Here is a 14,622-nt window from a genome sequence, read left to right on the forward strand (position 1 = left end):
TGATCATCGGTGACGCACCAACCTTCGATGAAATCATTGCTATGATCGAGACCTTCGAGACCGAGATCAACAGCTGACCAGAGGACGCAAATTCTCAACGGCTTTGCCCTGAGTTCAAGCGCACGAAACGCACTGTTCACGCCGATCCTTTTCACGCCTGCAGCCCCGCAGCACGAACCTGTTCGGGCGTCACCAGCTTTGATGCAATCAAATCCTCGATCTGCCGGTTGGTGATGTGGCGGCACAGGGGATGACGCCCGTGGATCCACTCGGCGAGGCTCGCACGGCCCTTGGCTTCGGCCGCTCGCGCCTTCTCTCGGTCCGCCTGTACCTGGGCAAGCCCCTTCTCCCAACGCCCCATCTTGAACCAGTTGTCTGAGAAGCAGACCTTGCTGCGCGTGTAGCCCTCGCTTTCCTTCGCATAGGCTTTGACCGCCTGAAGCAGGTCATCGGGCTCCACACCGGCTTTCACAGCCGCTGCGATCAGGCGCAGACTGGTCCGCCGGTCTCGGATCCTGTCCTCGGGATAGGCCGCCAAGATCTTCTCAGATTCAAAATCTTCAACCTCCGCCGCCGCCTCGCGCCTGCGCGTAGGTGGTTTATGGATGGTTTTAGGATGGTTTGGGGTCCACCGTGAACCCCGTACCCCGTTCACCGTGGACCCCGTACCGGGTTCAGGCTGGACGGGGTTCACAGTGACCCCCGTCTCAATGTCGGGCTCGGCTGTGGGTTCGAGCGCGGCCACGCGCTCCAGAACGATACGGTAAATGACGGTGTAGCCGTTCTTGCAGTGCCGCCGCCCCGTCTCGATCAGAATGCCTTCGCGCAGGAAGTCGATGATGGTGCGCTTCACCGTGCTCTCGCTGAGCTCTGTGTGGCGCTGGATCGTTCCTTTGGAGCACCAGATGCCTGAGCCATCATCGCTCGCCTTATCGGCCAGGAACATGATGATCTGCTTGCGTGCAGCGCTGCCAAAGCGGCGCTCGGCACATTCATTTGCGATGCGCCAGCTCATTGGACCACCTCGCCAGTCAGATCCCGCGAAAAAGCCGACTGAGCGTTTGCGGTGCGGCGCTGGCCTGTGTTAATGTCTTCCGAAAGCTGACAGGCTTTTTCTATTTGGCCCCGGTTCACAGTTGCCGCTGTGACGGGGCCTTTTTCGTTTTGAACCGGCGAATTTGGCTTTGAAACTTTCGCTTTTTGCTCACTTTTTGTCAGGGGGTGCTTTGCACCCTTAAGTCGTTGTTTTCGCTTACGCTCTTTCTGGATTGCAAATCCGTGTACACCGGTTCGATTCCGGTACTCGCCTCCAGACGTCAGATTTGACAGCGCGATCCGCGACAGCTTTGACTGTTTTGCTCGCGTCGCCTCTGAAGGTGGATCTGGCACTTCCCTCCAGGCGGTCAACTGAACTCATCGGCACTGCGCCTGCCCCCCCCCCGGATCAGGCCGATGTGGATGTCGGCACGCGCTGCCAATAGGCGGGACCGCAGGCGTTTTGTTCCAGAAACCGATAGCGGGCCGTTCGGCGGTCCGGGCTCAGGTGGATCTCCGGTGCGCTGCGCTCTTCGAAACGGTAGGGCAGCACCGAGCGCAGCTCTTGGGAATGCTCCTCAACTGCCCGGATCACCCAAGGCCGCGTGAACATGACCTCCCGTGTCGCCTCCTTGGGGCGCTGAAAGCCCTTAGAGGCCGGGAAGCTGATCTCCCCCTCGATCACGATGCCCAATGATCCGAGGAAATCGCGGTAGTCTTCCTTCAGACGTTCGACCCGGATGATGTGATCGGCGACACAGACACCGTTCACGGAGTAGACATCGAAATCCTGCGGCCAGCGACCGTCGTTGACAAATCTCTTGAAGCGCGGCTCAACCGGGCGTTCGGGGCGCCTGTTTCCCTTCCAGAAGAATGACGAGATCGCCTTTTCCCACGGGTTCCGCTCGGTGCAAACCACATCATAGTCGACGATCTGCTCGCCATATACCCGCAGCGCATCGCTGTATCTGGAATGGTTTTGCAGTTCGATGGTCTCGCCGGAATTGATATTCACGAATTGTGGGTTTTCGATCCGCGCCGCACAGTCGCCGCGCTGATATTCCTCGCGCGGGCGCAGCCTGGTGATCACATCCTGTGGCCCGCAATAGGCGCTAATGGCCAGCTCGATCGAGCTGCCCGCGGTCTTGCCGGGCTTGACGTAAACAAAGTTGTGCTTGTGGCTTACAATCATTTGAACGCGCCCTGAAGGTAGGTTATCGTCCGCTTATGACATGTGGGGTCACCTCAGGCAATGATCGCAAGCAGACGGTCAAGTGGCTCCGGTAGTTAGATAAAAACGAGTTTGAGGACGTGCGGGCGGCCTGGGCTGTCCCTGCTTAATCAGAGGGGCTCTGGTGGCGATACGCCCCTTCGCGAACCTCTCGCAGTCACGAGGATGAGTGTCGAACAGGGCATTGCCGGACAGAAAACCGTTCTGCAGGCTCAGCTTTGCAGCTGGCAGCGGTCGCGCGTCGGATCTCGCGGCCCCGGACGGTAGACCAGCGCCCCTTCGACAGTCCCAGAATAAGAATGAAGCAGTGCGCAATACTATGTCTGACCTCCCGGTAATCGCCTCCCTCTGGATTGGTGGCAATCTCAGCTATCTTGAGCAAACCTGTCTGAAATCCTTTGCCGATCACGGGCATCGCACCCTGCTCTATACCTACGAGACGGTCGACAACTGCCCGCCGGGTGTCGAGCTGATGGATGCAAACCGGATTTTCCCGGCGTCGGATTTCATCCGCCACAAGGTCTCCGGCTCGCCTGCGGTTCATGCCGACGCCTTTCGCTACAAGATGATTTCGATGCAGAATGTGATCTGGGTGGATGCCGATGTTCTCTGCGTCAAACCCTGGGATTTTCAGGACCAATGGGTCTTTGGCTGGGAAAAACCGGGACGGCTGGTCTGTAATGCAGTTCTGGGATTGCCCCGGTTTTCGCGGACGCTACAGCGGCTGAACACGTTCTGCGAAAACGAATACCCGATCCCGCCCTGGGTCAAGGGTGAGGAACGCGCGGCCCTGGAAGCGGCTCATGCGGCTGGCAACCCGGTTCATGTCTCCGAATTGAAATGGGGCGTCTGGGGGCCGTCGGCGCTGACCTATTTCCTGAATGAAACCGGTGAGATGGCGCATGTGAAACCGCAGATGGCCTTCTTTCAGATCTCTTTCAAAGAACGCCGGAACCTGCTGTCACCGGGCTATACCGTAGAGAAGAAGATCGACGAGGGCTGCTATGGTGTGCATCTGTGGAACCGTCGGCTGAGCCGACGCCTGATCACCCATGAAGGCGGCATTCCTCATCCCGACAGCTATCTCGGCCGCGCGCTGGTCCGGCATGATATCGACGCCGCCGCCGCACCGATCCCGGACCGGCCCCCACAGGGCAAACCCACTCAGGCCGAACTTGCCAAAGCCGCGGCTGCAACCGCAAAAACCCCGGCTCCGGCGCCACGGGCAGCAGCACATCAGACCGCGCATCCCCTGCTCAAAATGCCGCTGGATCGTCTCACGCAGAGCGCCCATTACCAGCGGGCGATCGACAATCTGGAGCTGCGGACCGAAACACTCGGGGATCGCCTCGCGCCGCTGGCAGAGCCGGTTTCCCACGACAATATCCTGATCCTCACCTCGATGAAGAACGAGGCCCCGTTCATTCTGGAGTGGATCGCCTATCACAAGGCAATCGGGGCGAAACACTTCCTGATCTACACCAACGACTGCCGCGACAATACCGGTGCGATGCTGGACCGTCTGGCAGAACTGGGGCTGGTCACCCGCGTTGACAATCCCTGGGATCCGGCCTCCGGCAAGAAGCCCCAGCATGTCGCGCTGGAGGACGCCATGAGACAGCCTGCCTTCAAGGCTGCGGATTGGGTTCTGACCATTGATGTCGATGAATTTGTGAACATCCATGTCGGTGACGGCAGATTTGCCGATCTGTTCAGGGCCGCTGGCGATCCGAATGTGATCTCCTTTACCTGGAAATTCTTCGGCAATGGCGGGGTCGGCACCTATGAAGACCGCCCCATTATCGAACAGTTCACCCGCTGCGCGCCCGAGTTCATCCCAAAACCCAGGCTTGGCTGGGGGTTCAAGAGCATGGTGCATAAATCCGCGCCCTACACCAAGATAGGCGTTCACCGCCCGCTGAAGATCGACAACGAAGACAACGTCTCGCAGGTGCGCTGGGTCAACGGGTCCGGGCGCGTCATGCCTGATATGCTGCTCACCAACAACGGCTGGCGCTCCACCAAACGCTCGCTTGGCTATCGGATGGCGACACTGAACCACTATGTGCTGCGGTCGGCCGACAGTTTCCTGGTGAAACGGGATCGTGGGCGGATCAACCATACCGAGCAGGATCAGGGGATCGACTATTGGGCGCGCCGCAACTACGCCTCGGAAACCGACGGGCGGATGCTCAATCGCCTGCCGATGATGCGGGCCGAACTGGATCAGCTGATGGCGGATCCGCAGCTGGCACGCCTGCACGGAGAGGCCGTGCAATGGCATAGGGCCAAAATCGACGATCTGAAATCTCAGCCGGAATACGCCAATCTATATGAAAACCTGACCGAGGTCGCGCGCCCGGATGCGATCTACCTCACCAAGCTTGAGGATCAGGCCGAGGCAGGCACCCCGGCAGGTGTGCAGATCCCCGAACCGGAGGCGCTGCTGCTCTCTCCCGCCCAGATCAAGGCCAAGACCCGGCTGCTGAAAGAGATGGTGCAGGGCAAGATCCGTGTTGCGGACCTGAAAACACGCGAGGCCGAGCTGGGAGCCGATATCGATATCGCCGACCTCGCCCAGAAGATGCAGCGCCCCTCTGCGCCTGCGCCTGCCGTCGTCGCGCCTGCCCCGGCACCTGCCAGCCGCGTGGTCACGATCGCGCCGGCCGCCACCAATGCCCAGATCAAAAATCAGGGCGCCCTTGATCGTTCCGCCGTCAGGCGTCCGGACGCGCCGGACAGCGCCCAGCCGATGACCGGTGATGCACGGTTCACCGACATGCGCGCCCATGCCGCCCAGCGTGCCGGCTTCTTCTGGGAGGACAAGGACAACGCGCTGTTTTACGAGCCTTTTGGCAAGCGGCTAGTGGTCAGCTTCGACAATATCCATGTCGTCCAGCAAAAGGAGGGCCAGCGCTGGCCCTGGGGTTACAAGCTGCTGTCGCAGACCATGGGCTGTTCGGTGCTTGGCGTGATCGGCGCCAAGCGGAACTGGTTCCGCAACCCCTTTGTGCATGACAGCTTTGACCAGCTGCGCGACAGCGGCTTCTTTGCACAATTTGACGAGGTTCTGTTCTATGGCGCCTCCATGGGGGCCTTTGGCGCACTCACCTATTCGCAATGCGCGCCAGGCTCCAAGGTCTTTGCCATCGCGCCGCAGACCACGCTCGACCGTCGCATCCTGCCGGATGACAACCGCTGGGGCTGGACCGCGCGTCTGGATTGGGAGGACCGTTATGCGGATGCAGCGCAGGCGACCCAGTCGGCAGAGGATGTCGTGGTCCTGTACGACCCCTATTTCGCGCCGGATGTGGAACAGGTGAACCGGCTCACAGGTGACAATATCCGCAAGATGAGGATGCCGTTCTTCGGCCACCAGCTGCCGCAGGCGCTGGCCAATATGAACATCCTCAAACCGATGCTGAACGAAATCTGCGAGGGCCGTTTCACCTCCCAACGGTTCTACCAACTGCTGCGCGCACGCCGCGACCTGCCCCGATACCAGCACGACCTCCTGATGAAGGCCGAGGAGAAAAACCACAGGAAACTGGCCATTCAGGTCTGCGAATACACGCTGAAGAAACGCAATGCGAAAAACATTCGCAACTCGCTGGAACGGCTGCGTGCCGAACTCGCCGAGGCAGAGGGCTAGGTCATGACAACACGCCCCGCAAAGACGGCTCAGCATCTGATCATCACCTGTATGAAAAACGAAGGCCCCTTCATCCTGGAATGGGTCGCCCACCACCGCGCCCTCGGGTTCGATCATATCCTGGTTTTCACCAATGACTGCGACGACGGAACTGTCGAGCTGCTCGATGCGCTGGCGGCCCGTGGCTATGTCACCCGGATGGACAACCCCTATCAGGAGATGGGCAGCGGCTATAATCCGCAGAAAGGCGCGTTGAAATTCGCAGAAGGTCTTGATCTGGTCCGGGAGGCCGAGTGGGTTCTGGTCTCTGATGTGGATGAGTTCGTGAACATTCACGTTGGCGACGGCGACCTCGACAGCCTTTTTGCTGCCACCGGTGATCCAGACATGATCTCGATGCAATGGCGCCTGTTCGGCAACAGTTTCCGCGATTCCTATGAGGACGTGCTTCTGACACAGCAGCATACCTATTGCGCGCCCAAATACTGCCCTGCCCCGATCCAGGCCTGGGGCATCAAAACCCTGTTCCGAACGCGAGGAGACCATGTCGCCGGAGGTTATGACCGCATTGGCGTCCACCGTCCGCTGAAACGGCACATAGAGGGGATGCCGAATTGGGTGGCAGGCACGGGAAAGCCGGTGCCCGAGGATATGGCCGATCAGGGCTGGCGTTTCGGCATTCGCGACCACGGCTACGACATGGTGACGCTGAACCATTACGCCGTACGCAGCACCGAAAGCTTCCTTGTCAAACGCGACCGTGGCCGGGTGAACCATGTGGAGCGCGACCAGGGACTGGCCTATTGGATGCGCATGAACTTCAACATGGAACAGGATCTCACCATACAGCGCCGCCTTCCGGCAACGAAAAAGGAACTGACCCGGCTCAAACGGCTCAAGGGGATCAAGGCGCTGCATGACGCTGCGGTCACCGCCCACCGCAGCAAGATCACCGAGCTGATGGCGCGCGACGACATGAAGGCCTTCTACGAAGAGATCTCCTCGGCAAAGCTGACGCTGCTTTCACGGCATCTGAATTTCGTCTCCCGTGCCCAGTTCAACGATGGCCCGGACGCAATCTCTCCCGACCTGATACGGCGGCTGGAACAGGTGCCTGTCCTCTAGCAGCCGGAGCCCCGAGGCGGATCCCTGCGCTACTCCGCTTTCAGGCGAAACCGCTGGATCTTGCCGGTTTCGGTTTTCGGCAGGGCGTCGATGTAGACGATATCGCGGGGATATTTATAGGGCGCGATGGTCGCCTTGACGTGGTCCTGAAGCGCCTTGGTCAAAACATCCGACGGGCTGCTGCCCTCGGCCAGCACCACATGCGCCTGCACAATCTCTCCGCGCGCCTCATCCTTGGCGCCAATGACCGCGCATTCGGCCACCGCCTCATGCGACAGCAGCGCCGCCTCGACCTCCGGGCCTGCGATATTATACCCGGCCGAGACAATCATATCGTCATTGCGCGCCGCAAAATGCAGATAGCCATCAGCGTCCATCACGAAACTGTCACCGGTGATGTTCCAGCCATCGCGCACATAGCTGTCCTGACGCGTATCCGCCAGATAGCGACAACCCGTCGGCCCCTTGACCGCCAGCCGGCCAACCTCACCGCGCGGCGCCTCTTTGCCCTCCGCATCCAGTACCCGCACCTGATACCCCCGGACCGGCTTGCCAGTACATGCCGGGCGATGATCGTCGAACCGGTTGGAGATAAAGATATGCAGCATCTCCGTCGCCCCGATCCCATCCAGCATCGGTTTGCCAGTCTGCGCCATCCATTCCTCATAAACCGGCGCGGGCAGCGTCTCGCCCGCGGAAACGGCCGCCCGCAGCGACGACAGATCGGCCCCCTCTTCCATCGCGCGCAACATCACCCTGTAGGCGGTTGGCGCGGTAAAACAGACGGTCGCCCGGTATTTCTCGATAATCTCGATGAGATTCGGCGGCGAGGCATTCTCCAGCAATGTCGCCGCCGCCCCGAACCGCAGCGGAAAAATCGCAAGCCCGCCAAGACCGAAGGTAAACGCCAGCGGCGGCGAGCCGACAAAGATATCTTCGGGCGTCACGCCCAGTACTTCCGCCGCGTAGCCATCCGCAATCATCAACAGATCACGGTGGAAATGCATGGTCGCCTTGGGCGCGCCGGTGGTGCCCGAGGTAAAGCCCAGCAGCGCCACATCGTCCCGGCCCGTGGCCACAGCCTCGAAACTCACCGGCTTTTCCAGCGCCAGCCGGTCCAGCTCGGCATCATGGTTGGAGGTGCCATCAAACCCCACAACGGACGTCAGATACGCCGAGGTCTTGGCGCAGCTCACCAGCTCCTCCATCAGCCGCGTGTCGCAGAGCGCATGGCTGATCTCAGCCTTGTCAACGATCTTGGCCAGCTCCCCCGTCCGCAGCATCGGCATGGTGTTCACAACCACCGCCCCCGCCTTGGTCGCTGCCAGCCAGCAGGCCACCATGGCCGGGTTATTGGCCGAACGGATCAGCACCCGGTTGCCCGGCTTCACCCCCAGATCCTCCACCAGAACATGGGCCAGCCGGTTGGTCCAATCGGCTAGTTCCTTGTAGGTGCGTCGCCGCCCGTTGCCGATCAGAGCGGTATTGTCGCCAAATCCCCTGGCCACCATGGCATCGGTCAGTTCGACCGCGGCATTGAGCCGCTCGGGGTAGTCGAACCCCTCCATCAGGAACTCCGGCCACTGATCTGCCGACGGCAGGTTATCGCGGGTGAATGTGTCGATATGTGCGCTTGGTCCCAGCATCTCAGCCCCCTTTTTGAAACGCGGAAATCGCCTGACGGGCGATCACCACACGCTGCACATCCGAAGCCCCCTCGTAGATCCGCAACGCTCTGATATCGCGATAGAGTTCCTCGACCTTCTGGCCCTGCCGCACGCCGTCACCGCCATGCAGCTGTACCGCCCTGTCGATGACCTGCTGCGCCTGGTCGGTGGAAAACAGCTTTGCCATGGCGGCCTCGCGGGTGATCCGCGCCGCGCCGCTGTCCTTGGCCCAGGCAGCGCGGTAGACCAGCAGGGCGCTCGCATCCACATCCAGCGCCATATCGGCGATATGGCCCTGTACCATCTGCAAATCCGCCAGCGGCGCGCCCTGCACATGGCGCGTCGTCACCCGTGCCAGCGCCTCGTCCAGCGCCCGGCGGGCAAACCCCAGCGCAGCCGCCGCCACGGTGGAGCGGAATACATCCAGCACCGACATCGCAATCTTAAAACCGGCCCCCGCCTCCCCCAGCAGGGCGCTGCGCGGGATCCGGCAATCTGTGAACCTCAGCCTCGCCAATGGATGCGGCGCCAGTGTCTCCAGCCGCTCCACCACCTCAAACCCCGGCAGGCCCACAGGCACCACGAAGGCCGAGAGCCCCTTCGCCCCCGGTCCCTCGCCGGTACGGGCAAACAGCGTATAGACATCGGCAATCCCGCCGTTGGAGATCCAGGTCTTCTCCCCGTTCAGAACGTAATGATCGCCATCCAGCGTCGCGGTCATGGTGGAATTGGCCACATCCGACCCCGACTGCGGCTCCGTCAGGGCAAAGGCCGCGATCGCCTTGCCCGAGCGGGTCAGCGGCAACCACTCCTGCTGCTGTGCCGCGCTGCCAAACAGGGAGATCGCCCCGGTCCCCAGCCCCTGCATCGCAAAGGCGAAATCCGCCAGACCGTCGTGCCGCGCAAGCGTTTCGCGGATCAGGCAGAGCGTGCGCACATCCAGCGCCTCTCCGGCCATGGCGCCGGAATGCTGCGTCCAGCCGCCTGCACCAAGCGCCGCAACCAGCGCCCGGCAGGCCGCGTCGGTATCGCCGTGATCGATATCCGCCAGCGCTCCGGCAGCCCAGCTCTCCAGCTCCTCCGCCAGCGCCCGATGGCGTTCTTCGAAAAACGGCCAGCTCAGAAACGTCCTATCCGCCATATCGCTCCTCCCGGGACAGGGCAGCGCCTGTCATCTTTCCCCAAATACTCCCGCCGGAGGCCTCTGCGCCCTCCTCCGGCGCCGGGGTCTCCGGGGGTCGGATCAATCCCCTTCAAACAGGGGTTTTTCTTTCTTCACAAAGGCCTGATAGGCGCGCTCGAAATCGGCCGTCTGCATGCAGATCGCCTGCGCCTGCGCCTCGGCTTCGATGGCCTGTTCGATCGACATCGACCATTCCTGCGCCAGCATGGTTTTGGTCATCATATGACCAAAATTCGGACCCGAAACGATCCGCTCGGCCCAGTTGCGCGCCTCAGCCATCAGCTCGTCAGCCGCCACGATACGGTTGTGAAACCCCCAGGCATGGCCCTCATCCGCGCTCATGGATCGCCCGGTATAAAGCAACTCCGCCGCCCGTCCCTGACCGATGATCCTCGGCAGGATAGCACAGGCGCCCATGTCGCAGCCCGCCAGCCCGACGCGAGTGAACAGAAAGGCCGTCTTGGCCTCGGGCGTGGCGATCCGGATATCCGAGGCCATCGCGATGATCGCACCGGCCCCGACACAGACGCCGTCCAGCGCGGCGATGATCGGCTTGCCACAATTCACCATCGCCTTGACCAGATCGCCGGTCATGCGGGTAAAGGCCAGCAGTTCCTTCATCGACATCTTCGTCAGGGGGCCAATGATATCATGCACATCGCCGCCGGAGCTGAAGTTGCCGCCGTTGGGTGCAAAAACCACCGCCTTTACGTCGTCATCGTAATGCAGCTCGCGAAACCAGTCGCGCAGCTCGGCATAGCTCTCAAAGCTCAGCGGGTTCTTCCGCTCGGGCCGGTTCAGCGCAACCGTTGCGACACCCGCGTCAACAGAGCACAGAAAATACTTGGTATCCGTCGAGATCATCCCTTGCGTCCTTCATTCTCAAGCCGTTTAGCCACCTGATCCAGCGCGTCGGACAGTGTCTGAACCTCCGCCTCCTGCACGCTGTCAAACATCCGGTCGATCCAGGCCTCATGCGCGGCGGCCTGGCGGGCAAATTCCGCCACCCCCGCCTCGGTCAGCCGCACCCGGCTGGCGCGCCGGTCACCGGGGACCTTTTCACGCTGCACGTGGCCATCATCCACCAGCCGCTCGACGATGCCGGTCACATTGCCGTTGGAGACTTTAAGCACGCCGGAGAGTTCACTCATCTTCAGCCCGTCAAGATGCTGGCTCAGCGCTGCCATCACGTCAAAACGCGGCAAAGTCGTGCTGAACTCCTGCCGCAGGTTCTCGCGGATTTCGCTTTCCACGGCGCGGGTGGCCTTCAGAACCTTGAGCCACAGCCGCAGCCGGTCCTTGGAGCGGTCGGTCTGCATCAGATCTCGCCTCCGGTGATCGGCAGCGCACTGCCATTGATGGATGCGGCAGCCGTCCCGGCCAGATAGAGCGCGGCATCCGCCACCTCCTCCGGCTGGATGAACCGCCCCTGTGGATTGCCTGCACGCAGGGATTTCGCCGCGTCGTCAGCGCTCATGCCGGTGGTCGCCACAATGGTGGCAATCGACCGCTCCAGAAGCGGCGTCTCAATGAACCCAGGACAGATCGCATTCACCGTGATCCCGCTGCGCGCCAGCTCCTGCGCCAGCGCCCGTGTCAGACCGATGACCCCGTGTTTGGCCGCACAATAGCCCGCGACATAGGGGTATCCCTTTAGCCCCGCAGTGGAGGCCACGGCGATCATCCGTCCCCAGCCTTCGGCCTTCATATCGGGCAGCGCCGCCTGCCATAAGTTGAAAACCCCCGACAGGTTGACGGCAAGCGCCGCTGCGAAATCGCCCTCATCCATTCTGGCAAAGGGCTTGGAAGGCGCCGCACCCGCGTTGGCAATGGCAATGGTGATCGGGCCCTGCTGTTCACGGGCCGCCGCAAGCGTCTCGCGCACCGCCTCGGCATCGGTGACATCACAGGCCAGTGGCAGGCCATCCACCTCGGCGGCGACGTCCTCCAACGGCGCCTTGCGCCGCCCCAGCAGCGTTAGCCGCGCACCCTGCGCCGCAAAGCCCCGCGCAAGGGCGGCACCCACGCCAGAGCCGCCGCCGGTGATCACCACATGTTTCCCGCAGATCTCGCTCATGCCCGGATCACCTCCGCCTCACGGTCGGCCAGACGCCAGGCCTGATCGCGCCCGGCCTGATAGGGCAACGGCCAGTCTGCATGGCGATCACCGATCCGCGCCGCCTCATGCAGCGTCCAGTAGGGATCTGCCAGATGTGGCCGCCCGACACAGACCAGATCCGCGCGGCCGGCCATCAGGATCGAATTGGCGTGATCCGCCTCATAGATATTGCCCACCGCCATGGTCGCAATGCCCGCATCATTGCGGATCCGATCCGAAAACGGTGTCTGGAACATCCGGCCATAGACCGGCCGTGCCTCGGGTGTGGTCTGTCCGGCGGAGACGTCGATGATATCCGCGCCCGCCGCGGTGAACGCCCGCGCAATCTCGACCGCCTCTTCCGGCGTGACGCCTTCATCGCCGACCCAATCGTTGGCGGAAATACGCACGGACATCGGCTTGCTTGCAGGCCAGGCTGCCCGCATCGCCTCAAACACCTCCAGCGGGTAGCGCAGACGGTTTTCCAGCGCGCCGCCATACTCATCGGTTCGAATGTTGGATTTGGGCGAGATGAAGGATGAAATCAGATAACCATGCGCCGCGTGAAGTTCGATCATGTCAAACCCGGCGCGATCCGCCATCTGAGCTGCGGCCACGAATTGCGCCTTGATGGCCTCCATTTCCTGCGCTGTGATCTCACGCGGGGCCGGATTATCCTCAGTCCACGCAATGGCAGAGGCCGAAATCGTCTCCCAGTTCCCCTCCGGCAGCGGCGCGTCCATGGTCTCCCAGCCCAATTGAGTGGAGCCTTTGCGGCCCGAGTGGCCGATCTGACAGCAGATCTTGGCGTCGGTCTCGCTGTGTACGAACTCCGTCAGCCGCGTCCAGGCGGCCTCATGCTCGGGCGCGTAAAGCCCCGGACAGCCGGGCGTGATCCGCCCCTGCGAAGACACACAGGTCATTTCAGTATAGACCAGCCCTGCTCCGCCCTTGGCGCGTTCGCCGTAGTGGATCAGATGCCAGTCGGTCGGGCAGCCATCCTTGGCCTTGTACTGCGCCATCGGCGACACCACGACACGGTTCTTCAGCTGCATCTCCCGCAGCCGGTACGGGGCAAACATCGGCGGGCGCACCGGGGCATCCTCGCTGGCACCCGCCCGCGTCTGGAACCATTTCTCAGCCGACGCCAGCCAATCCGCATCCCGCAGGCGCAGGTTTTCATGGGAAATCCGCTGCGACCGGGTCAGCAGCGAATAGTTGAACTGCACCGGATCCATATCCAGATAGCGTTCCACATCCTCGAACCACTCCAGGGAGTTGCGCGCCGCCGACTGCAACCGCAGCACATCCAGCCGCCGCTCCTCCTGATAGCGAACAAAGGCCTGTTCCAACGTCGGTTCGGTGCTGATGAACTCCGCCAATGCGATGGCGCTGTCAAAGGCCAGTCGCGTGCCCGACCCGATGGAGAAATGCGCCGTGGCCGAAGCATCGCCCAGCAAGACCACGTTCTGATGATACCATGTTTCGCAAAGCACACGGGGGAAGTTGATCCAGACCGCCGAGCCGCGCAGGTGATCAGCGTTGGAAATCAGCGCGTGCCCATCCAGATGATCGGCAAAAATCGCCTCGCAGGTGCGCAGGATCTCGTCCTTGCTCATCGCCTCAAAGCCCCAGTTTTCCCAGGTCTGGGCCGAGCATTCAACGATCACCGTCGCGGTGTCAGCGTCGAACTGATAGGCGTGGATCCACATCCAGCCATGCTCTGTCTTCTCAAAGATAAAGGTAAAGGCATCATCGAATTTCTGCTGTGTGCCCAACCAGATAAACTTGCAAGGGCGCACATCGACGTTTGGTTTGAAATGCGCGGCAAACTCGGTTCGCACCCGCGAATTCAGCCCGTCGCAGGCCACGACCAGATCATAATCCGCCTGATAGCTCGCGGCCGATCCGACTTCGGTTTCGAACTGCAAATCAATACCCAGTTCGCGCGCCCGCTCCTGCAGGATCACCAGCATCGCCTTGCGACCGATGCCCGCAAACCCATGCCCGCCCGACACGGTCCGCACGCCGTCATGCACCACGGCGATATCGTCCCAATAGGCGAATTTATCGCGGATCCGCTCGGCGCTGACGGGATCATTGGCGGCCAGATTGTCCAGCGCGTCATCAGACAGCACCACACCCCAACCAAAGGTATCATCGGGCTTGTTACGCTCAAAAACCGTGATTTCGGCATCCGGCTGACGCAGCTTGGTCGAAATCGCGAAATACAGGCCAGCGGGGCCGCCTCCCAGACAGGCGATTTTCATGGTGCCACTCCCCTATTGCGATCAAAGCTGAGCACAGGATAAGCGCACGGCAATAAATTTCAAGCTTAAACTTTTAAACTTGAAGCTTTTGCCAGACCTGCAGGAGATCCGCGTTAAGGGAATATTCATCTCCGCCCTGCAATACTGGCAAGAGCATGACTCTTGCCCCGGTTTTCTCGGACGCCATCGCCATGGGCGCGGAAAACCCAAGCCATTCAGCCATAATTTCCCGATAAATTTCAAGTGGATAAGCCCCACAATTGATGTAGAGAACTTGTCTCAAACGGGTCATCCGATCTCCCGCAAAACCACAATTAATTCAATGTTTTCAGATAGATAAAACAACCTGAACAACAGGGAC

At 61.3% G+C, this 14,622-nt stretch carries 11 protein-coding genes; 2 read left to right on the forward strand and 9 right to left on the reverse strand.

Annotated elements, in window-relative coordinates; all coding sequences use genetic code 11:
* Positions 1-151: 151 nt before the first annotated feature.
* On the reverse strand, positions 152-1,015 hold the full coding sequence (locus VWY60_RS16940; protein WP_416541235.1) for a hypothetical protein: 864 nt from the start codon (positions 1,013-1,015) through the stop codon (positions 152-154).
* Positions 1,016-1,444: 429 nt separating this feature from the next.
* The gene (locus VWY60_RS16945) at positions 1,445-2,227 is read right to left on the reverse strand and encodes a hypothetical protein (protein ID WP_416541236.1); all 783 of its coding nucleotides are present in this window, start codon (positions 2,225-2,227) and stop codon (positions 1,445-1,447) included.
* Positions 2,228-2,585: 358 nt separating this feature from the next.
* Between VWY60_RS16945 and VWY60_RS16950 the strand changes: the two genes are divergently transcribed.
* Positions 2,586-5,918, forward strand: a complete 3,333-nt coding sequence (locus VWY60_RS16950) for a glycosyltransferase family 2 protein (RefSeq protein WP_416541237.1) — start codon at positions 2,586-2,588, stop codon at positions 5,916-5,918.
* A gap of 3 nt (positions 5,919-5,921) precedes the next feature.
* Positions 5,922-7,043 carry a glycosyltransferase family 2 protein gene (locus tag VWY60_RS16955; protein WP_416541238.1) on the forward strand — a complete coding sequence of 374 codons (1,122 nt, stop codon included), beginning with the start codon at positions 5,922-5,924 and terminating at the stop codon, positions 7,041-7,043.
* Between the two features lie 29 nt (positions 7,044-7,072).
* Here VWY60_RS16955 and VWY60_RS16960 read toward each other — a convergent pair whose 3' ends face one another.
* From VWY60_RS16960 to VWY60_RS16990, 7 genes are all read right to left on the reverse strand, one after another.
* Positions 7,073-8,689, reverse strand: a complete 1,617-nt coding sequence (locus VWY60_RS16960; RefSeq protein WP_416541239.1) for an AMP-binding protein — start codon at positions 8,687-8,689, stop codon at positions 7,073-7,075.
* A 1-nt stretch (position 8,690) separates the two neighbouring features.
* A complete protein-coding gene (locus VWY60_RS16965) occupies positions 8,691-9,851 on the reverse strand; it encodes an acyl-CoA dehydrogenase family protein (protein WP_416541240.1) in 1,161 nt (386 codons plus the stop codon).
* A gap of 102 nt (positions 9,852-9,953) precedes the next feature.
* Positions 9,954-10,757 (reverse strand): enoyl-CoA hydratase family protein, encoded by an 804-nt coding sequence (locus VWY60_RS16970; protein ID WP_260104929.1) that lies wholly within the window; start codon positions 10,755-10,757, stop codon positions 9,954-9,956.
* Positions 10,754-11,212 carry a MarR family winged helix-turn-helix transcriptional regulator gene (locus tag VWY60_RS16975; RefSeq protein WP_260104930.1) on the reverse strand — a complete coding sequence of 153 codons (459 nt, stop codon included), beginning with the start codon at positions 11,210-11,212 and terminating at the stop codon, positions 10,754-10,756. The genes VWY60_RS16970 and VWY60_RS16975 overlap by 4 nt, the downstream gene beginning before the upstream one ends.
* Positions 11,212-11,970, reverse strand: a complete 759-nt coding sequence (locus tag VWY60_RS16980) for an SDR family NAD(P)-dependent oxidoreductase (RefSeq protein WP_416535068.1) — start codon at positions 11,968-11,970, stop codon at positions 11,212-11,214. The genes VWY60_RS16975 and VWY60_RS16980 overlap by 1 nt, the downstream gene beginning before the upstream one ends.
* Positions 11,967-14,261, reverse strand: a complete 2,295-nt coding sequence (locus VWY60_RS16985; protein ID WP_416541241.1) for a bifunctional salicylyl-CoA 5-hydroxylase/oxidoreductase — start codon at positions 14,259-14,261, stop codon at positions 11,967-11,969. The genes VWY60_RS16980 and VWY60_RS16985 overlap by 4 nt, the downstream gene beginning before the upstream one ends.
* Before the next feature lie 73 nt (positions 14,262-14,334).
* Positions 14,335-14,553, reverse strand: coding sequence for a hypothetical protein (locus VWY60_RS16990; protein WP_416541242.1), 219 nt, complete (start codon positions 14,551-14,553; stop codon positions 14,335-14,337).
* Positions 14,554-14,622 lie beyond the last annotated feature (69 nt).

The organism is Phaeobacter sp. JH20_26 (assembly GCF_048056275.1).
GTDB classification, from domain to species: domain Bacteria; phylum Pseudomonadota; class Alphaproteobacteria; order Rhodobacterales; family Rhodobacteraceae; genus Phaeobacter; species Phaeobacter bryozoorum.